The following is a 19540-nucleotide window of genomic DNA, read 5'->3' on the forward strand; positions in this document are numbered from 1 at the left end:
GGCATAGCTTTTGGCATTGGCTATTTCCTAGTGACTAATGAAATACCACACTTGTAACCTCCCTTGTCTCACAAGTTATTTACAGACTATATGGCGATTTATTTAACTTATATTTAGCTTAACTGTATAATAGCCAGCATCTTTGTAAGCTTTGTATAGTAAGGCAGCGAATTGGGTTGTTGCTGTTGGTTTGTTAATGTTGTTTAGTATTAATTTAGCCTAATTCATCTCTAGTTCACGACAAAATAACCTTTTGAAAACCTTATAGTCTTATTGCAAATTCAGGAACTTTAAAATGATTGACCATAAATTGTCAGTTGCACCAATGCTTGATTGGACCGATCGTCACTGCCGTTATTTCTATCGCCTAATGTCTGCGCATACGGTTCTTTATACCGAAATGGTAACCACGGGAGCTATTTTGCATGGTCGAGGAGATTATTTAGCTTATAACGATGCTGAACACCCTTTAGTCCTTCAGCTTGGTGGTAGTGATGTTATTGCTATGGTTGAGTGTGCCAAAATTGCAGAGCAACGAGGTTATGATGAGATTAATATTAACGTTGGTTGTCCGTCAGATAGAGTACAAAATGGACGCTTTGGGGCATGTTTGATGGCTGAACCGGCATTAGTGGCAGAATGTGTGAATGAAATGCAAGCGGCAACTAAAGTGCCTGTTACCGTGAAATCGAGAATAGGTATAGATGACCATGACAGTTATGAGTTTTTACATACCTTCATTGAGCAAGTTGCTCAAGCGGGTTGCCAGCATTTTATTATTCATGCAAGAAAAGCCTGGCTAAGTGGCTTAAGCCCCAAGCAAAACCGTGATATTCCACCACTTGATTATCATAGAGTTTATCAAATAAAGCAGGATTTCTCCGAGTTAGAAATTTCAATTAATGGTGGTATAAAGTCTCTTGAGGAGGCCAGTGAGCATTTAAACTATGTTGATGGCGTAATGATTGGCCGAGAGATTTATAACAGCCCCTATTTATTGGCTCAAGTTGATCAGAAGTTATATCAACAATCTACGGCTGTTTTAACACGTGAAGATGTTATTGAGCAGATGATAAGTTATGTTAATCAGCATGTTGCTTCTGGTGGAAAAGCTTGGCATGTTTTAAGACATATGCTGGGTTTATGTAATGGTTTAGCTGGAGCAAGACAATATCGACGTTATTTAAGCGAGTGCGCTGGTAATGCAGAAGCTAGCGGTCAAACATTAAAAGAAGCAGCGTTGAAAGTACAATTTAGCTAAAACATTATTAACCTCATTATCAATAACAATGTTGCTTATTACTGTTGTCAGCTGAATAAATTGTATTTTTTACTAATAGTTAGTTAATTTAACCAATCAAAATAAAACACAAAAGATACTTAATGGTATAGAGGAGTTACTGGAAAAGTATTTTTCTTTATATTTCAATTGCATAATTAAAAGTTAAGAATTTGGCACAACCTTTGTAACACTTATTGCAACTTAGTAACAAGTAGCAATAAATATATAAGGATTAGTCATGCTAGATTTAACTTTCTTTTTTACTTTAACGATGATGCCGGTGTTAGCTTTATTAGCTACTTCTATCTTAGTAAGTTTATTTGAAAAAGAATCTACTTAACACGTTATTGTGTGAGCATGTTAATAGCGTTATTAACTGCAATATAGATTTAATATGATTTAACAACGTCCCTTTCTGTTTATCGCAATCAAGCCAACTATAAAGTTGGCTTTTTTATGCCTGAAATTTATGCAAAACAAAACGTTCGCTTTACCAAATATCTTTCATATGGACTTGTTTTTTTAAGTCTCTTTTTACTCTTTTTAATGAATCAAGTTGCTTGGTTAATTTGACTAACATTCATGGTTAATTTGACTATATTTTGGTTTGACATAATATGTCCGAAAGTAAGTCCTTGTACTATAAAATATTAAAAGTTTTTATTTATCAATGATATAAAATAATTGTCAACGTTGGCACAGCACTTGTAATAGTACTTGTAACGATGTGAACAGGCTAGCATGTTGTTAGTCAATTTGGTTTAACTGAAGTTGATATTACGATTCACAATAGCAGTAAACCACAGTAATTAAATTTAAAGAGAAGAAGGAATTGATGATGAAAACTTTAAACATTAAAAAAATGGGTTTGGTATTAGTTGTAACTTTAGGTGGTTTATTTTCTATGAATGTTAATGCGGCATCAGCCAGCGTAGAAAATACAGTGAGTGATTTTGTTGTAGCGCAAGGTCAACAAATGATGAAAGAACTTAATAAGCAACTTCAACAAACGATTAAAGAAGAAGTTAAAGCTTTGTCATTAAACTTCACATTTGATGAAACAGTTAAACAAGAAAGCACAAAAAACCAGGTTGAAGATAAGATGACTGTGGCAACTGTATCTACAGTGAAAAAAGTTAAACAAACAAATAACAAGTAATTTAAAAAGAAGTAGGAGATATACACATGGGTTTATTTACACGTTTTACCGATATTGTGAATGCGAATATTAACAGCATGCTAGATAAAGCAGAGCAACCAGAGAAGATGATTCGTTTAATCATTCAAGAAATGGAAGAAACATTAGTAGAAGTTCGTGCGACGGCAGCAAAAAATATTGCTGAACAAAAAACATTGGCAAGAAAGGTTTCTGCCAGTCATGCAAGTGTCACCCATTGGCATGGAAAAGCAGAGCTTGCATTGGCTAAGAATCGAGATGACTTAGCAAAAGCAGCGTTAGCACAGAAACATAAGTATTTAGCAGAGCTTGAACAACTTGAAGAAGAAAACAAGCATTTAAGTGAGTTTCTAAGCGCGGTACAAGATGATGCACAAAAGTTACAAAGTAAATTGAATGAAGCAAAGCGTCGTCAAGAAGCATTATTGTTAAGACAAGAGTCTGCTGAAGTAAGGTTAAAAGTGAGAGAAAAAGCGGCGATTTACAACATCGATGAAGCGATAGGTAAGTTTGAGCGGTATCAGCAAAAAATTGATCGTATTGAAGCGCAAGTTGAGGCATTTGATATGACAGAAAATAAAGATTTATCGACACAAATCGCTGATTTAGAAAAAGACGAAAACATTGAGCAAGAATTAGCGGCAATGAAGAAGCAAGTAGTTAATGGCTAGTAGTAAGACAAGGAAGCTAGGTCAATAAGGATGAATGAAGGTCAATTGGAAAGACCTGAATAATGGACAAGGCAAGGAAGCCAAAACTAGGTAGTAAGCGAGGAGAGAAAAATGAATTATCGTAGAGAGTACACAACAGAAAAAGTAATTACCCCAGGTTTATCAAAAGATATCGTTAATAAAAAATTAACAGGTGTTTGTGCTGGTATTGCAAAGCATTATGAATACCCAAGAGTAGTCGTTAGAGTGGCAGCAATTGCGGCACTAATATTTTTACCCGTAGCAACTGGTGTTGCTTATGTTGTAGCAAGTGCTTTATTACCAAGCCACAGAGCTTACTAAAGGCGTTTGAAAAATTGAAAGCAAGGAGGAAACATGACATTTTTTAAATCTTTGATTCTAGCAATTCTAGCAACACTCTTTTTAACCTATGTTTTAGGAACCAGTTTATTAGAATTATTAAATGTAAGTGTTTATATGGGCGAAGAGTTAATCGAACCTATTAAAGCAATAAGTGTTTCTGCATTAGTTGTTGTGCTATTGGTAGTTATCGCTTTAGCGATTGTGTTAAGTGTTTTTGGTAGTATTATTTTTATAGGATTATTAATTGTAGGGTCGGTAGTTATGGTTGCTGTAGGGGTGTTTTGGCCAGTACTATTAATAGCGTTTGCTATATGGTTTGCAACAAAAGAAAAATCGAAACCTCAGTATAGATAGAAACTGTTCTACACATAAGTAATTAAGCCTGACTTAAAGCAGGCTTTTTAATCAGAATGTCTCAACCTATACTAGGGTGGGTCAATGAGTAAAAATGTTACTTGAAAAATTTAGCCAAAATATTTTTACATACATCAGTATTAACCAATCGTTTAAATTGTTCTCCCTCTTCTTTGATTACTTGAGGTAACACAGCTTGGCTAGCCTGACGCATAAGCATTTTACTGGTTAATACGGCATCTTGTGGCAGTTTAGCAATATTTAAAGCAACATCGCTCGCAAGAGAGAGTAATTCAGCGGGCTGGCAAACTTGATTAACCATACCGTATTGCAAGGCCTGCTCTGCAGTAAAAGTTTTACCAAGTACTAATAACTCAAATGCGCGATTATGGCCGATGCGTTGCGGTAACAGTAAGCTTGAGCCGGCTTCAGGACACAAGCCAAGTTGGGTAAAAGGTAACTTAAACTTAGCGTTATTGGCAGCAATAACCATATCGCAATGAAGTAAGAGAGTGGTACCAATGCCTACGGCAGCACCCGCAACAGCGGCAACTAATGGTTTTTTAAATTCGGCAAGTACTCTAACAAATTCTAATGCGACAAGGTCTTCATCTTGCTGACATTGTAAAAAATCATCAAGATCATTGCCGGCAGTAAAGCATTCTGCATTGCCCTGGATTAAAACACAATGAATGCTTTCAGTTTGCATGGCATATCGAAAATGTTGACAAAGTTGTTGATACATTTCGGTATTTAAGGCATTTTTTTTATCTACACGGTTTAAGGTTATGGTAAAAACACCCTGTGCATTTGAAGTAAGAGTTAATTTTGACATGTCTGACCAGTTACTTGTTGAACAATGCACTTAACAATAGAGCTTATTAAAAAGGATGTATAGCGAAAATGATAAATAAATACTTGAGTTTGGTATTTGTAATAATAACCAGCTTTAACATAGCAGGCGCTAGCGCTAATGATTTAAATATAAAAGTAAAGCAAGAGAATGCTTATGTCAGGGCTAGCATACCGGGTACAGAGATAACTTCAGCTTATATGACAATTGTTAATAATAGTGAAAAAACAGTGACTTTAACTAAAGTGAGCAGTAAAATTTCACCACAGATTGAAATTCATCAAAACATCATGACAAACGACATGATGCGTATGCAAAAATTAGAATCTGTTAAGATAAACAGTAATGAGTCATTAGTTTTACAACCATCGGGTTTACATTTGATGCTTTTTAAGCTGACTCATGTACTAAAACCTGGTGAAGTTGTTGAGCTAACATTACATTTTACTGATGAACAAAAGAAAGTAATTCAATTACCTGTTCAAAGTTTAAAGCAAAAGCAGCAACATCATCATCACCACTAGGAGTGGATTATGAAATTAAACTTATCTACGCGAACTATTTCCCTTATTGTCGCTGGCATCTTTATCTTTTTTTATGGGCTTGGTGTCTATTGGAGCATAGAGCCTGACTCTATTGATATTAAAAAAGAAGTCACCATGGCTGCTCAAGCTGAAAATGTTGCTCCAGTGGTTGGGTATACTACCACTACCGCACTGATCAAAGTCGCGGAAACCTTACTTAACAAGCCAGGTGGTTATTTGGCTAATGATGCACTACCGCCATCAGTATTTTTAGATAATATGCCCGCTTGGGAGTTTGGTGTATTAGAAATGGTGAGAGATATGGCGCTAGTAATGCGCAAAGACTTTAGTCGTTCTCAATCACAATCGTTAGTCAATGAGCATTTAAAAGAAGCACAACCTCGTTTTAACATTAATCATAAAAACTGGGCAATGCCAAGTGCCGAGTCAGAATATAGTAAAGCCATTAAAAGTTTGTATAATTATCGTGCCGGTTTAGTCAATATAAAGGGTCAAGAAAAAGCACAGTTTTATGCGCGAGCAGATAACTTAAGAGCTTATATTGAAGAAGTACAAAAACGCTTAGGCAGTTATTCACATCGATTAAGTTCGAGTGTGGGGCGTGATCAAATAAATACAGATTTAGCAGGAGATAGCAAAGCACAACAATCGAGCAGTGCAGCAAGTCAATTACAGCTAAAAACCAGTTGGTGGCAAATAGACGATGTCTTTTATGAAGCTAGAGGCGCATCTTGGGCGTTATTGCAACTACTGAAAGCGGTAGAAATTGATTTTGATAGTGTATTAACTAATAAAAATGCGAAAATCAGTTTACAGCAAATTATTAGAGAGCTGGAAGCGAGCCAACAAACACTTTGGAGCCCAATGGTATTAAACGGTGATGGTTTTGGCGTTTTAGCCAACCATTCGCTTGTTATGGCAAATTATATATCGAGAGCAAATGCCGCTCTAATTGATTTAAATGAATTATTAAGCAAGGGATAAAAAATGAAAAAGACAATCTTAGCAGCAAGTTTAGCGCTAATGACCTGTACAACAGCGCAAGCAGATACTTTATTAGGCCTCTATATTGGTGGTCAAGCATGGGCAAATCAAGCTAGCGGTAGTTTCGGAGAAGGCTCTAAAGATCAAGCTGTTTTCAATTTTGATGATGAATATCAGGGTAGCTATTTCATTGCATTTGAGCATCCAATTCCATTAATCCCTAATGCGAAAATTGCGAGTACTTCACTAGATACCGTTGGTGGTACACAGTTAAGTACTAGTTTTGAGTTTAATGGGCAAGTTTATTCTGCAAATACAACGCTCGATACTACGCTTGATACAAGCTATATAGATTACACTTTATATTACGAACTGTTTGATAATGATTTATTAACTTTTGATTTTGGTTTAACTGCAAGAGAAATCGATACTTATATTAAAGTAGAAGATTCTGTCACAACATTGAATAGTGACTTAACTGCCAGTGGTTATATTCCAATGTTATATTTATCAACAATTGTTGGTCTACCATTTACTGGTTTCAACTTTTTTGCAGAAGGAAACTTTGTTAGTTACGATGACAACACAGTCTACGATGTGCAAGCAGGCATTAGCTATGAACTTCTAGATAACCTAGCGGTCGATTTAGATTTAACGGTGGGTTATCGTACCGTTAAGCTTGAACTTAATGATTTAGATGATTTCTACAGTGATATGACATTTGATGGATTATTTGTAGGCGCTATCGTTCATTTTTAATAGCTATTAAGTTTAATGGCGGCGAGATTTAATATTTTTTAGAGTTGCCACAACTTAGCAATAATTTAAGCCCTCAAACGGTTAAGGTTTGAGGGCTTTTTATTTTTAAGTACATTTAGCTTTTTAACTTTTGGGATAATCGCTGCTGCTTAATGTAACGATCATGCAATATTTCAACACGCTCAACATACACTTTAGTTTCAGCGTATGGCGGAATACCACCATAGCGTTTAATAGTGCCTTCACCTGCATTATATGCAGCAGACGTGAGGCTGATATTACCATTATATTTTTTTAACAGGCGAGAAAGGTGCTTTACACCACCATTAATATTTTGCTGTGCAACAAAAGGGTTTTTAACACCTAACCATTGTGCAGTTTCAGGCATAAGCTGCATTAACCCCTGCGCGCCTTGTTTAGAGATCGCCTTAGGGTCAAAATGTGACTCTGCATGAATAATGGCTTTAACATAAGCAGGGTCAATATCATACTGGTCTGAAGCCTTGCTGATAAGTGAGTGATACTTGGTTACATAAAGCTTAGCTTTGCGCCAATTAATTAATGAATCAACTTTACACGCATAACAGTCAAAACGAACTTGTTTATAATCAACTCCTATCGGTTCAATGCCAGAAAAAGAGGTGACACCATCAGCTGATTTATATTTATAGATAGGCGTATGCTTATTATTTTCAGCCAAGGCATTCGTTAGTGAAAACAAACTTAACAGAAAAATACCGCGAATTAATGTAGTGTGAAGTAAAAGCAAAGTAGCAGCCTAAATAAGTTTATCTATATAAATCATGGTCTGAGAGCAATTAGTTTGTCAAGTTGAACAAAGCAACACCTCTATTTTATAGCATTTAAATATAACTCAGTAGCCTCTTTGCCAATAATAAAAATATCAATATTCCTTTTTGGAATAAAAAATTTCTATCTATTCCTTCTGCATTGCTCTTTTTTTGTCTATTCTTGCACCATCAATTGCAATGGGTGAAATCGTTATGTTGCCAGAGCAGCACTTAAAAAATCAAAATACTTCGAATGGTGGTAGTGCGTTAGATGCCAGCCAATTAACACAGTTACAACAAGCGACTGCTAACTATTCTTCATTACAACTTGCTTGGGCAAGTGGTTATTTAGCCGCGAAAAGTGAACAAGGGCAAAATGCTCAAGTTTTACCTGCTCCAGCAGCCGTTGCCGTGGCAAAAACGCTAACTATTTTATATGCATCACAAACGGGTAATGCTAAAGGGGTAGCTACACAGTTAGCAACTACTGCAACCGATGCAGGCATTACCGTTAACCTAAAGAATATTTCTGATTATAAAGCGAAATCACTTAAGTCAGAATCACACTTGCTTATTGTGGCAAGTACAAACGGTGAAGGCGAGCCACCAGATGATGCTATTGAATTTCATGAGTTTTTATCGGGAAAGAAAGCACCAAAACTACCAAATTTACGCTATAGCGTTTTAGCGTTAGGTGATAGCAGTTATGAATTCTTTTGCCAAACAGGTAAAGATTTCGATGAGCGTTTAAAAGCGTTAGGTGCTGAACAAGTAACCCCTCGTGTTGACTGTGATGTTGATTACGACAGCGATAGCCAAAGCTGGTCTTTAAACATCATTGAAAGCTTAAAAGAAGAATTAACTCAAACTGACGCAGGTTTAGCACCAGTATATGACTTACCCGTGACTGCGGGTGCTGCAAGTCAATATAATAAACAAAACCCATTGTTAGCTGAATTCTCTTTAAGCCAAAAAATTACAGGTCGTGATTCTGCTAAAGATGTTCGTCATATTGAAATTGATTTAGGTGAATCAGGTTTAACTTATCAAGCAGGTGATGCATTAGGTGTTTGGTTTGAAAATGATAAACAACTTGTTGCAGAGCTTTTAGCTACATTGAACTTCACTGGTGAAGAACAAGTGACACTCAAAGTCAGTGGTGAAGATAAATCGTTCAACTTAGAAGAAGCTTTGACTGAACAGCTTGAAATTACACAAACAGCACCAGCATTTATAGAATATTGGGCAAATGTGAGTGGCGATGAAGCATTATTAACAGTCGCTGCTGATAAAAATACAGCACGAGAATACGCTGCTAATCATCAAATTGTCGATGTTATTGCTGCAGCTAAAGCAGATATATCAGCACAAGACTTAGCTGATAGCTTACGTAAAATTACACCTCGATTATATTCAATCGCTTCGGCGCAAGCAGAAGTTGAGGAAGAAGTTCATCTAACTGTCGGTCTTGTTGAATATGACGAGAATGGACAGCTACGAACAGGTGGTGCTTCAGGTTATCTCGCAAATCGCCTTGAAGAAGGACAAAGCGTTAAAGTATTTGTTGAACATAATGATAACTTTCGTTTGCCAGCCAATGGTGACACCCCTGTTATTATGATTGGTCCAGGTACTGGTGTTGCACCATTTAGAGCGTTTATGCAGCAAAGAGATGCTGATGAAGCCGCCGGTGATAACTGGATGTTCTTTGGTGATCAAACATTCACGCAAGATTTTTTATATCAAGTTGAATGGCAAGGATATTTGAAATCAGGTTTATTGACTCGTTTAGATCTTGCATTTTCTAGAGATCAAGCTGAAAAAATCTATGTACAAGACCGTTTACGTGAAAATGCGCAAGAGTTATTCGCATGGTTAGAACGTGGCGCACATGTTTATATTTGTGGCGATATGAGTCGCATGGCAAAAGATGTTGAAGCGGCGTTATTAGAAATTATTGCCGAACAAGGTAGCTTGAGCGAAGAGCAAGCAAAAGAGTACTTAAAAGATTTACGTAACGCTAAGCGTTATCAGAAGGATGTATATTAATGACTGATTCAAGTAACGCAAAAGGCCCATTAGTTGTTGAAGGCAATTTGGCTGATAACGAACGTTTAAAGCGTGAAAGTAATTTTTTACGTGGCACTATAGAGCAAGATTTATCTGATAGAGTTACTGGCGGTTTTACTGCTGATAACTTTCAGCTAATTCGATTTCACGGTATGTATCAACAAGATGATAGAGACATTCGTGCCGAGCGTACTAAACAAAAATTAGAGCCATTACATAACGTAATGCTTCGTGCTCGTATGCCTGGTGGCATTATTAAACCTGAACAATGGTTGGCTATTCATAAGTTTGCTACTGATAAAACGATGTATGGCAGTATCCGTTTAACAACCCGTCAAACATTCCAGTTTCACGGTGTTTTAAAGCCAAATATTAAATTAATGCATCAAACGTTAAATAGCATTGGCATAGACTCTATTGCGACGGCGGGCGATGTAAACCGAAATGTTTTATGTACAACCAACCCTGTTGAGTCTGAACTACATCAAGAAGCGTACGAGTGGGCTACAAAAATAAGTGAGCACTTACTTCCTAAAACACGTGCCTATGCAGAAATTTGGTTAGATGGTGAAAAACTTGAAGGGCCTGAAGGTAAAGAAACACAAGAGCCTATTTTAGGAAGTAACTATTTACCACGTAAATTTAAAACAACGGTTGTGATCCCGCCACAAAATGATGTAGATGTTCACGCCAATGATTTGAACTTTATCGCCATTGCTGACCAAGGTAAGTTAGTTGGTTTTAATGTACTTGTGGGTGGTGGTTTAGCCATGACTCATGGTGATAAATCAACCTACCCTAGAAAGGCGGATGACTTAGGTTTTGTGCCGTTAGCGAATACACTTGATGTAGCTGCTGCTGTTGTAACAACGCAACGAGATTGGGGCAACCGTGTTAACCGTAAAAATGCTAAAACAAAATACACGTTAGATCGCGTCGGTACAGACGTTTTCAAAGCAGAAGTTGAAAAACGAGCAGGAATTACTTTTGAAGACTCTCGTCCGTACGAGTTTACAGGCCGTGGCGACAGAATCGGCTGGGTTGAAGGTTTTGATGGTAAGCATCATTTAGCCTTGTTTATTGAAAATGGTCGATTATTAGATTACCCAGGTAAAGCATTGAAAACAGGTGTTGCTGAAATTGCAAAAATCCACAAAGGTGATTTTCGTATGACAGCAAACCAAAACTTAATTGTTGCGGGCGTTGCCTTAGAAGATAAAGCTCAAATTGAAAAGATAGCCCGTGATCACGGTTTGATGGATGATGGCGTTTCAAAACAGCGTAAAGACTCTATGGCTTGTGTTGCTTTTCCAACTTGCCCATTAGCTATGGCAGAAGCAGAGCGTTATTTGCCTGGCTTAGTTGACGATGTTGAAAGAATACTTGCTAAGCATAATGTTGCCGATGAAAGTATTATTTTGCGCGTTACAGGTTGTCCGAATGGTTGTGGTAGAGCCATGCTGGCAGAAATTGGTCTGGTAGGTAAAGGGCCAGGAAAATACAACATGCACTTAGGTGGTAATGTTTCAGGTACTCGTGTACCTAAAATGTATAAAGAAAACTTAGGTGAACAAGATATTCTGACTGAAATTGATACATTAGTTGCTCGTTGGGCGGTTGAACGAAATACAAATGAATCTTTTGGTGATTTTGTTATACGCGCTGGCATTATTGCAGAAGTAAAAGTCAGTAAGCGAGATTTTCATGATTAATGTTGAAAATGCATCGTCAAAGCCTGCAATCAATAATCGATTTCCAGCGTCATTACCAGAGCCATGGTTGAACCAGTGGAACGAGTTACTTGAAAAACAAACGGCCACAGAACGTGTTGAGTGGGCAATGGAGAATTTGCCTTCACAATTTGTGTTGTCGTCAAGTTTTGGTATTCAATCAGCAGTTATGTTGCATATGATGACACAGGTTGATAGCAATATTCCGGTTATCATAACTGATACTGGTCATTTGTTTCCTGAAACATATCGATTCATTGATCAAATGACTGAGCGATTAAAGCTAAACTTGCAAGTGTATAGCGCCAAAGAAAGTGCAGCTTGGCAAATAGCTAAATATGGTGAGCAGTGGTGCCAAGGTGATGAAGCATTAAAGCAATACAATCGCCGTAACAAAGTAGAGCCGTTAGAAAGAGGTTTATCTGAGTTAAATGCCGGAACATGGTTTTCTGGTGTAAGGCGTCAACAGTCTGAGCATCGTAAAGGTTTATCTGTTGTGAGTATTTTGCGTGGTCGTTTTAAGGTTCACCCGATTATTGATTGGCATAATAAAGATGTGCATGAATACTTAACCAAACATAATTTACCTTATCACCCATTATGGGACGAAGGTTATGTGTCAGTAGGCGATGTACATAGTACTCAACCTTTGACCTTAGGTATGGATGAAAGTGACACTCGATTTGGCGGTGGTCAACGAGAATGTGGTCTACATACTGATGGTGATGGTATTTAACTAATAAAAAGCGACATTTTAGTCGCTTTTTTTTACGCCTTGATTTAGCGTTATACAAGCGTTAATGGCTAATCACTAATATCAATAAGATGGCTTAACTGTTGCTTTAATGTATTGAGAAAATCGTCATTAGGTTTATCACTTATTAATTGTGCAAGCTCACAGCCTAGCGGTGTAAACTTGTAAAATTGCAGATTTGTATTCGACTTTTTGGCGATAAAGCTTAGGCTGATACCATTGTAGTTAAGCTTTAGGTGTTCTTTATTTTCAGAAAGACTCAACTCACTTTCTTGAAGGTACAGTAAGTTATTTTCAGCTAATGCCATTAAATTGGCAAAATTTAAACCATATTGACTTAAGTTTACGTGTACTTGTCTGTTTTTAGAGAAAAAATTAAGTAAACCCGGTTGCTGATATGCACCACTAATTATCCGTATGTGCTTTTTACTTGAATCCTGAATCGCGACAGAGCATGCCTTAGCAAATAATTTAGCATCAAAAATGCTCATGTTACGAAATATTTTCAATGACTTATAAGAAAAAGAGCCCGGTTTTAATAATTCACCCGCTAATATTTTTGCCCATAAATCTTGCATAGTGGGGTTACTGACTTCTTGAGCTAAACTAATGTAACGACTAAACCAATCATTATCTGTTCGACTTCGGATGTCTGCCTTAGCGTGATAACCTAATGTTTTTTGGATGATTTGTTCAATATTTTGTTGTTGCTTAGCATTAATCAATCGATTACGTTTATTGACTCTATCTTCAATGGGCATTTTTTTTTCAGGAGGGAGAAGTGCACCGTCAATAGCAAATTGACTGGCAAGCTTTAAAAACTGTTGTGAAGCAGAAGTGTCACTCTTATTACTATTGGCGTCTTCAGCAATAACAATCTCTTGATTCTCACCGTTGTTATTGTTTTCATCTACAACAATAATTGGGTTTTCTTCTTTTTTCACTTCAATTACTCCCTTGCGATGAAATAGGCTATTTTTAACTAATTTTATGCTAATGCTAACAACTGATATTGTACGTTTTTTCTGTATTTTGCAAAGATTTAGTTTTTAAACAATAATTATATTGTATGACTCAAACAAATATTGTTAAAGTAACTTTTAATATGCTATTTAATAGTGTAAATAAGTAGTATTGAGTTATAGTTAAGCTAGTCTTCTTTTGTAAAAATATTTAATAGGGATTTTTCTGGCACAAAGGAGTTTGTCAGAGATCTGAGGGTAGTATGCAAGCATCAGAAAATTCAAATGATGATTTCTTATTTATCGACGATAGTGATGAAGATGAAATTTTAGCTCAAAGTGGCAATGATACTTGGCAAGTCCTGATTGTAGATGACGATCCTGAAATTCATTCTGTCACTCAATTAGCCCTGTCTGATCTTGTTGTTCTCGGTAGGCACCTCGAATATATTCATGCTTATTCTGGTAGTGAAGCATGTCAACTAATTGAAGAAAATGCTGAAATAGTGCTTGTACTATTAGATGTTGTCATGGAAACAGATGACGCAGGTTTAAATGTGGTTAAACACATCAGAGAAACATTAAACAGGCAAGATATTCGCATCGTTCTTCGCACTGGGCAACCAGGCTATGCTCCTGAAGAAAGTGTTATTAAAGAATACGACATCAATGATTATAAAACAAAAACAGAGTTAACACGTCGCAAGCTTGTAACGACTGTTTTCGCCGCCATACGCTCTTATCAGCAAATAGCGACCGTTAATGAAAATAGACAAGGTTTAGAAAAGATTGTCGCTGGGGCAACAGAATTATCATCTAAGCATTCTATTTCTGCCTTTTGTCACAGTGTTTTAATGCAACTTAACACCATAATAAGTAATGACTCTTCGAGTGTGCTCTGTGCTCGAGGGCAAGGAATTATTGATAATGTTGATGATCTAAGCTTTTATATATTGGCGCAAAGTGGTCACGACAATAGTCTCGTTAATCAAAAATTAGAGCAACTGAAAAACGAGCAAGCTAATAAGTTCGTTAAAACATGTTTTCTCCAACAACAACATCAAATTGAAGATCAACATCTAAGCCTCTACATCGCCAAAGGTGATTATCGCGCGGTTATTTTTGTTGAGTTAGCCTCACCACTTTCAGAAATTCAAACCCAATTATTAAATGTCTTTTTGTCAGGTGTCGCCGTTGGCTATGAAAACGTTCATTTATTTCAAAAGCTCAGCAATGCCGCCTACAAAGATTGGTTAACTAACCTACCTAATAGATTAGAATTTTTACGATTACTTGATGATTTTTCGCAACAAAATGGCGAACAACTTGTTGCAGCTTTAATTGATATTAATCATTTTAGCGATATTAATGATGCTCTTGGGCAAGATATTGGTAATCAACTATTAACTGCCGTCGGTAAACGTATGCTTGAGATTGGCAGTATCTGTAAATTTGCACGTGTTGGTGCTGATGTTTTCGGCATTATTGGGCCAGAAAGCGTTGTTACACCTGAGAATTTAATGGGCTTATTCCTTCACCCTTTTACCGCAGGTGAACAGCACTTACCTATTAATGCTTGTTTTGGTTTTTGCACTAAAGAACATGCTGAAAACTCAGGCGTAAAAGTACTTAACCAAATCAACATTGCACTTAACCTTGCTAAAAAGAATCGTCTAGAACATTTTGCTTATTACAACCCTGAAATGGAAGACCAAATGCAGTGGCGTTTGGGAATGATAAGACAACTAAGAAATGATTTTGCTGCGAACTGTTTAGAGCTTTGGTATCAACCGCAATTAAGTTTAGAAACAGGCAAAGTTATTGGAGCAGAAGCACTGTTGCGTTGGCGTACTGCTGATGGAAATTATATATCTCCTGCTGTATTCATTCCGCTTGCTGAATATTCAGGGCTAATTATTGACATTGGAGATTGGGTTATTAATCAGGCTTGTGAGCAAATTAAGCGTTTAGACAGCTCTTTTAATAATATTAGTATTTCTGTCAATGTTTCAATTCCGCAATTTAGGCGTGATGATTTTGTAGATACTGTGATTGGCTCTATTAAGTCACATCAAATAGATCCAAGTAAACTAGAGCTAGAAATCACAGAGAGCATTCTAATGGATGATCCGCAACTTGTTGTTGATGCACTGATGAAACTAAAATCAGAAGGCATCAGTATAGCATTAGATGATTTTGGTACTGGTTACTCATCGCTAAGTTATTTGCAAAAACTTCCCTTAGATCGTTTGAAAGTAGATCGTGCTTTTGTTACGAACATTGCAGAGGAAGGTCAATCTGTTATTGCTGAAACAATTATTAACTTAGGTAAAAAAATGGATCTTAAGGTTATTGCTGAGGGTATTGAAGAAATTAAACAGCAAGAGCGTTTACTTGAATTAGGTTGTGATGAAGTACAGGGGTTCTATTACGCCAAGCCGATGCCAGAAAAAGATTTCATTGAGTTTTTAAAAGCTAATCATTAGCGGCATGAGTATTTGAGAATTTGGAACAACCAAACTGCGTTCACACTACTTTGTTATTGATAAAAATAGCGCATTGCTGAAAACTTAAACAAAGGTCAACATGCCCTAGGCAACGCGATAGTTAATCTCTATTTCGTATGTGTTAACTCTTTAAATCGAACCTCTACCCCTGGGAGAGGTTTTTTTGGTATTAACAGTGCTAAAATCAGTGAGCAACAGGCAAATCCTGCCCCAATAAAAAATACCCAAGAAGGTTTAATAACCCAAAGCATACCTAATAGTGCAGGTATAAATACCGCGGCAATATGATTTATTGAGAAGCTTACACCTGCTGTTGCAGCAATATCTTCAGGAGAAGCAATTTTCTGAAAGTAGGTTTTAATAGCTATCGCTAATGCAAAAAAGAGATGATCAATAACATATAACATTGCAGCTACATTTGAATTTTCTACAAACCCATAGCTAACAAAAATTACAATAAGCCCTATATACTCAATACGTAAAGCGGCACGCTCACCTATTCTACCAATTAGCTTTCCTATTTTTGCCGCAAACAACCAGTTGAACACATAATTAATAAGGAACAAAGAACTCACTTCAGCGACACTGTAATTGAATTTTTCAACCATTAAAAAGCCTGCAAAAACAACAAATATTTGTCTTCTAGCACCACTGAAAAATGTTAACGCATAAAATAACCAGTAGCGTTTTTTTAGTATTATTCTTTTCTGTTGTGCTGACTTCTCAGGAAAATGCTTAAACGTCAGCGCTAATATTAAGGTAATGCATAAAGCGATGGCACCAAACATAAAATAGGTCTGCTGATATGACCAAGCATAGTGCTCCATAACAAGCCAAATACTAGAAAATGCTAATAACGAAGCTGCTGCTTTTACTGATAGCATTCTGCCCATGAAGTGCGCAGACTTTTCTTTATCAATCCACTGTAGAGTTAACGATTGGCTTATCGTTTCAAAATAATGAAAGCCAATTGACATTAATATGGTGGTTAAATACAAGCCGATTACTGTAGGAAAGTAACCAGTAAGTAATACACCAATACTGGTTATTGCTAAAGAGACTAATGCTAAGGATTGCTCTTTGATGAATAGTAAAAGATATATGACGGTAAAGGCGAGAAAGCCAGGAATTTCTCGTAAACTTTGTAAAATGCCTATTTCTACACCAGTAAAATTAGCTTTTTCAATAACAAAATTATTTAAAAGTACCATCCAAACTGAAAATACCAGTGGCATAGTAAATGCCATAGCGAGTAAAAGGTGCTCAGGCTGATTATATTTTTTAAGAAGAGTCATTTAGTTAGAGAGCTAGGTATGGAGTGCTGACAGTTTACGTTAATTGAGTTGCTTATTAAATATGAGATAAATTATATTCATTATGATTCTATATCAAACAGTCAATTCAAACGTTTGTTTGAAATTTATTGCATTTAATTTTTTTTCAAGGCACACTCAATCGACTAAAATTATTATTATTGCTAAATAAGTACGATAATGAGTCTATATCATTATCGTTAAATACGCCCCACAGGTGAGGAGACTAGGCATGATATATCAAGGCAACAGCCTTTCTGCCAAATTACTAGAAGATGGCATTGTTGAGTTTATATTCGACGCGCAAGGTTCAGTTAACAAGTTTGATCAAGCAACATTTAAAGAATTCATAGAAGTTATTCAAGCCATTAACACATGCGATGAAGCAAAAGGTGTCATGGTAACTTCAGCCAAATCTGCATTTTTAGTAGGTGCTGATATTACGGAATTCTTGGAAACATTTAAGCAACCTGAAGAAGCCCTTATTCCTTGGGTGAAAAAAGCATCAGACGTATTCGATGCTTTTGAAGATTTGAACATGCCAACCATCGCAGCCATTAATGGTGTTGCATTGGGTGGTGGTTGTGAAATGACTCTATCTTGTGATTTTCGTGTTGCAGATACAAAAGTAAGCATTGGTTTACCAGAAGTGAAACTTGGCTTAATGCCTGGTTTTGGCGGAACAGTGCGTTTACCTCGTCTAATTGGTGCTGATAATGCCGTAGAGTGGATGTCTACAGGTAAAGCACATAAAGCTGAACAAGCACTTGCTGTAGGTCTTTTAGACGCTGTGGTAGAGCCTGAACATTTACGCGATGCAGCAATCAGCATGCTAAAACAGGCGATTGCAGGGAAACTTGATTGGAAAGCAAAACGTCAGCCTAAATTAGAGCCGTTACAACTAAGCGCCATAGAGTCTGTGATGACCTTCAGTACTTGTGAGGGTATGATTGCGGCAAAAGCGGGCAAACATTACCCTGCGCCTATGACAATGGTTAAAACCATCAGAAATGCGTCAACACTTGATAGAGCGGGTGCTATGGCATGCGAAAATGCAGGCTTTGCAAAGTTAGCTAAAACTGATGCGGCTACTGCGCAAATCGGTTTGTTTATGTCTGATCAAGTGATCAAAGGCAAAGCAAAGAAAGCCAGTAAGCAAGCAGTAAAAGCAGTAAATAAAGCGGCAGTTCTTGGTGCTGGCATTATGGGCGGTGGCATTGCTTACCAATCGGCTTATAAAGGCACGCCAATTGTCATGAAAGACATTAATGATCAAGCGTTAGATCTTGGTTTAACAACGGCTTCAGGTATTTTAACTAAGCAAGTTGAACGCGGTCGTATGAATGTGAAAAAAATGGCGAGTGTACTTAATAATATTACACCAAGCTTGAGCTATGACAGTGTTAAAGATGTTGATGTGGTAGTCGAAGCGGTTGTAGAAAACCCTAAAGTTAAAGGTATGGTATTAGCAGAAGTTGAATCTGTCGTGAGTGAAGATGCCATTGTAACCTCTAATACGTCGACTATTTCGATAGATTTATTAGCGAAAAGCGTTAAGCGTCCAGAAAACTTCTGTGGTATGCACTTTTTTAATCCTGTACATAGAATGCCGTTAGTTGAAGTTATTCGAGGTAAAGATACCTCTGATGAAACGGTAGCGGCTGTAGTTGCATACGCAGCGAAAATGGGTAAATCACCTATTGTTGTTAATGATTGTCCTGGTTTTTATGTTAATCGTGTTTTATTCCCGTACTTTGCTGGTTTTAGCCAATTAGTGCTTGAAGGTGCTGATTTTGTAGCTATTGATAAAGTGATGGAGAAACAGTTCGGTTGGCCAATGGGCCCCGCGTATTTACTTGACGTAGTGGGTGTTGATACAGCTGATCATTGTACTGGTGTTATGTCTGCTGGCTTCCCTACTCGCATGAAGAAATTAGAGAACGATCCAGTGAGTACGTTATATAGCAATGAACGCTTTGGTCAGAAAAATGGCAAAGGCTTTTATGATCACGGTAAAGACAAGCGTGGCCGTCCATCTAAAGTACCAGCAGAAACGGCTTATGAATTGTTTGCTGCACAATGTGCTGATAAAAAAGATTTCACCAGTGAAGAAATTATCGCTCGCTTAATGATTCCTATGGTTAACGAAGTGGTTCGCTGTTTGGAAGAAGGTGTTGTCGATACAGCCGCTGAAGCAGATATGGGCTTAATCTATGGTATTGGTTTCCCTCCATTTAGAGGTGGCCCAATTCGTTATCTTGAAACCTTAGGTTTAGATAACTTCATTGCCATGGCAGACAAATATGCGCATTTAGGTGAAATTTATCAAGTGACTGATGGCTTAAGAGACATGGCTAAAACGGGTAAATCTTACTTCACAACAGATGTTAAAACAGCGCCTTCAACTAAATAGAATAGGGGAAAT

Annotated in this window: 17 protein-coding genes; 13 read left to right on the forward strand and 4 right to left on the reverse strand. The window is 37.0% G+C overall.

Translation table 11 applies throughout. The annotated features are described in order from the left end of the window. Positions 1-295 precede the first annotated feature (295 nt). The 5 genes from dusA to D1094_RS16910 all read left to right on the forward strand — a co-directional run bounded on the left by dusA (position 296) and on the right by D1094_RS16910 (position 3847). Positions 296-1261 (forward strand): tRNA dihydrouridine(20/20a) synthase DusA, encoded by a 966-nt coding sequence (gene dusA, locus D1094_RS16890; RefSeq protein WP_118961290.1) that lies wholly within the window; start codon positions 296-298, stop codon positions 1259-1261. Positions 1262-2120: 859 nt separating this feature from the next. Then, the gene (locus D1094_RS16895; RefSeq protein WP_118961291.1) at positions 2121-2441 is read left to right on the forward strand and encodes a hypothetical protein; all 321 of its coding nucleotides are present in this window, start codon (positions 2121-2123) and stop codon (positions 2439-2441) included. 26 nt (positions 2442-2467) lie between these two features. Then, a complete protein-coding gene (gene pspA, locus D1094_RS16900) occupies positions 2468-3130 on the forward strand; it encodes a phage shock protein PspA (RefSeq protein WP_118961292.1) in 663 nt (220 codons plus the stop codon). 111 nt (positions 3131-3241) lie between these two features. Further along, entirely contained in the window at positions 3242-3472 is a 231-nt protein-coding gene (locus D1094_RS16905; RefSeq protein ID WP_118961293.1) for a PspC domain-containing protein, read from the forward strand. A gap of 33 nt (positions 3473-3505) precedes the next feature. Continuing rightward, complete coding sequence (locus tag D1094_RS16910; protein ID WP_118961294.1) at positions 3506-3847, forward strand: hypothetical protein; 342 nt, start codon at positions 3506-3508, stop codon at positions 3845-3847. Between the two features lie 97 nt (positions 3848-3944). On the opposite strand, the gene D1094_RS16915 is transcribed toward D1094_RS16910, so the two are convergent. After that, a complete protein-coding gene (locus D1094_RS16915) occupies positions 3945-4682 on the reverse strand; it encodes an enoyl-CoA hydratase-related protein (RefSeq protein ID WP_118961295.1) in 738 nt (245 codons plus the stop codon). A gap of 68 nt (positions 4683-4750) precedes the next feature. On the opposite strand from D1094_RS16915, the gene D1094_RS16920 reads away from it, so the two are divergent. Genes D1094_RS16920 through D1094_RS16930 form a run of 3 tightly spaced genes read left to right on the forward strand, consistent with a single transcriptional unit; the run spans position 4751 to position 6988 of the window. Beyond that, positions 4751-5224: a copper chaperone PCu(A)C gene (locus tag D1094_RS16920; protein WP_118961296.1), complete on the forward strand. Its 474-nt coding sequence runs from the start codon at positions 4751-4753 to the stop codon at positions 5222-5224. A 9-nt stretch (positions 5225-5233) separates the two neighbouring features. Continuing rightward, on the forward strand, positions 5234-6229 hold the full coding sequence (locus D1094_RS16925; RefSeq protein ID WP_118961297.1) for a DUF2333 family protein: 996 nt from the start codon (positions 5234-5236) through the stop codon (positions 6227-6229). 3 nt (positions 6230-6232) lie between these two features. Next, positions 6233-6988, forward strand: a complete 756-nt coding sequence (locus D1094_RS16930; RefSeq protein ID WP_118961298.1) for a TIGR04219 family outer membrane beta-barrel protein — start codon at positions 6233-6235, stop codon at positions 6986-6988. A 115-nt stretch (positions 6989-7103) separates the two neighbouring features. Here the strand turns inward: D1094_RS16930 and D1094_RS16935 are convergent, their stop codons facing one another. Next, positions 7104-7757, reverse strand: coding sequence for a lytic transglycosylase domain-containing protein (locus D1094_RS16935; RefSeq protein ID WP_118961299.1), 654 nt, complete (start codon positions 7755-7757; stop codon positions 7104-7106). 235 nt (positions 7758-7992) lie between these two features. Here D1094_RS16935 and D1094_RS16940 point away from each other — a divergent pair, with 235 nt between their 5' ends. Genes D1094_RS16940 through D1094_RS16950 form a run of 3 tightly spaced genes read left to right on the forward strand, consistent with a single transcriptional unit; the run spans position 7993 to position 12315 of the window. Then, the gene (locus D1094_RS16940; protein WP_118961300.1) at positions 7993-9828 is read left to right on the forward strand and encodes an assimilatory sulfite reductase (NADPH) flavoprotein subunit; all 1836 of its coding nucleotides are present in this window, start codon (positions 7993-7995) and stop codon (positions 9826-9828) included. Continuing rightward, the gene (cysI, locus tag D1094_RS16945; RefSeq protein ID WP_118961301.1) at positions 9828-11561 is read left to right on the forward strand and encodes an assimilatory sulfite reductase (NADPH) hemoprotein subunit; all 1734 of its coding nucleotides are present in this window, start codon (positions 9828-9830) and stop codon (positions 11559-11561) included. The genes D1094_RS16940 and cysI overlap by 1 nt, the downstream gene beginning before the upstream one ends. Then, complete coding sequence (locus D1094_RS16950; protein WP_118961302.1) at positions 11554-12315, forward strand: phosphoadenylyl-sulfate reductase; 762 nt, start codon at positions 11554-11556, stop codon at positions 12313-12315. Before cysI ends, D1094_RS16950 begins: the two co-directional genes overlap by 8 nt. 68 nt (positions 12316-12383) lie before the next feature. On the opposite strand, the gene D1094_RS16955 is transcribed toward D1094_RS16950, so the two are convergent. Continuing rightward, positions 12384-13277, reverse strand: a complete 894-nt coding sequence (locus D1094_RS16955; protein WP_118961303.1) for a TIGR03899 family protein — start codon at positions 13275-13277, stop codon at positions 12384-12386. A 281-nt stretch (positions 13278-13558) separates the two neighbouring features. Here D1094_RS16955 and D1094_RS16960 point away from each other — a divergent pair, with 281 nt between their 5' ends. Then, positions 13559-15781: an EAL domain-containing protein gene (locus D1094_RS16960; protein ID WP_118961304.1), complete on the forward strand. Its 2223-nt coding sequence runs from the start codon at positions 13559-13561 to the stop codon at positions 15779-15781. A 128-nt stretch (positions 15782-15909) separates the two neighbouring features. Here the strand turns inward: D1094_RS16960 and D1094_RS16965 are convergent, their stop codons facing one another. Continuing rightward, a complete protein-coding gene (locus tag D1094_RS16965; RefSeq protein WP_118961305.1) occupies positions 15910-17097 on the reverse strand; it encodes an MFS transporter in 1188 nt (395 codons plus the stop codon). Between the two features lie 250 nt (positions 17098-17347). Here D1094_RS16965 and fadB point away from each other — a divergent pair, with 250 nt between their 5' ends. After that, a complete protein-coding gene (fadB, locus tag D1094_RS16970; protein WP_118961306.1) occupies positions 17348-19528 on the forward strand; it encodes a fatty acid oxidation complex subunit alpha FadB in 2181 nt (726 codons plus the stop codon). Positions 19529-19540 lie beyond the last annotated feature (12 nt).

The organism is Colwellia sp. RSH04 (assembly GCF_003545765.1).
Taxonomy (GTDB): Bacteria; Pseudomonadota; Gammaproteobacteria; order Enterobacterales; family Alteromonadaceae; genus Colwellia.

Bases quoted from the DNA above. Each gene is read 5' to 3' on its own strand.
- fadB (WP_118961306.1), top strand. From the start codon at position 17,348: ATGATATATCAAGGCAACAGCCTTTCTGCCAAATTACTAGAAGATGGC.
- D1094_RS16925 (WP_118961297.1), top strand. From the start codon at position 5,234: ATGAAATTAAACTTATCTACGCGAACTATTTCCCTTATTGTCGCTGGC.
- D1094_RS16920 (WP_118961296.1), top strand. From the start codon at position 4,751: ATGATAAATAAATACTTGAGTTTGGTATTTGTAATAATAACCAGCTTT.
- D1094_RS16910 (WP_118961294.1), top strand. From the start codon at position 3,506: ATGACATTTTTTAAATCTTTGATTCTAGCAATTCTAGCAACACTCTTT.
- D1094_RS16965 (WP_118961305.1), bottom strand. From the start codon at position 17,097: ATGACTCTTCTTAAAAAATATAATCAGCCTGAGCACCTTTTACTCGCT.
- D1094_RS16905 (WP_118961293.1), top strand. From the start codon at position 3,242: ATGAATTATCGTAGAGAGTACACAACAGAAAAAGTAATTACCCCAGGT.
- D1094_RS16940 (WP_118961300.1), top strand. From the start codon at position 7,993: ATGTTGCCAGAGCAGCACTTAAAAAATCAAAATACTTCGAATGGTGGT.
- pspA (WP_118961292.1), top strand. From the start codon at position 2,468: ATGGGTTTATTTACACGTTTTACCGATATTGTGAATGCGAATATTAAC.
- D1094_RS16930 (WP_118961298.1), top strand. From the start codon at position 6,233: ATGAAAAAGACAATCTTAGCAGCAAGTTTAGCGCTAATGACCTGTACA.
- D1094_RS16950 (WP_118961302.1), top strand. From the start codon at position 11,554: ATGATTAATGTTGAAAATGCATCGTCAAAGCCTGCAATCAATAATCGA.
- D1094_RS16915 (WP_118961295.1), bottom strand. From the start codon at position 4,682: ATGTCAAAATTAACTCTTACTTCAAATGCACAGGGTGTTTTTACCATA.
- D1094_RS16960 (WP_118961304.1), top strand. From the start codon at position 13,559: ATGCAAGCATCAGAAAATTCAAATGATGATTTCTTATTTATCGACGAT.
- cysI (WP_118961301.1), top strand. From the start codon at position 9,828: ATGACTGATTCAAGTAACGCAAAAGGCCCATTAGTTGTTGAAGGCAAT.
- D1094_RS16895 (WP_118961291.1), top strand. From the start codon at position 2,121: ATGAAAACTTTAAACATTAAAAAAATGGGTTTGGTATTAGTTGTAACT.
- dusA (WP_118961290.1), top strand. From the start codon at position 296: ATGATTGACCATAAATTGTCAGTTGCACCAATGCTTGATTGGACCGAT.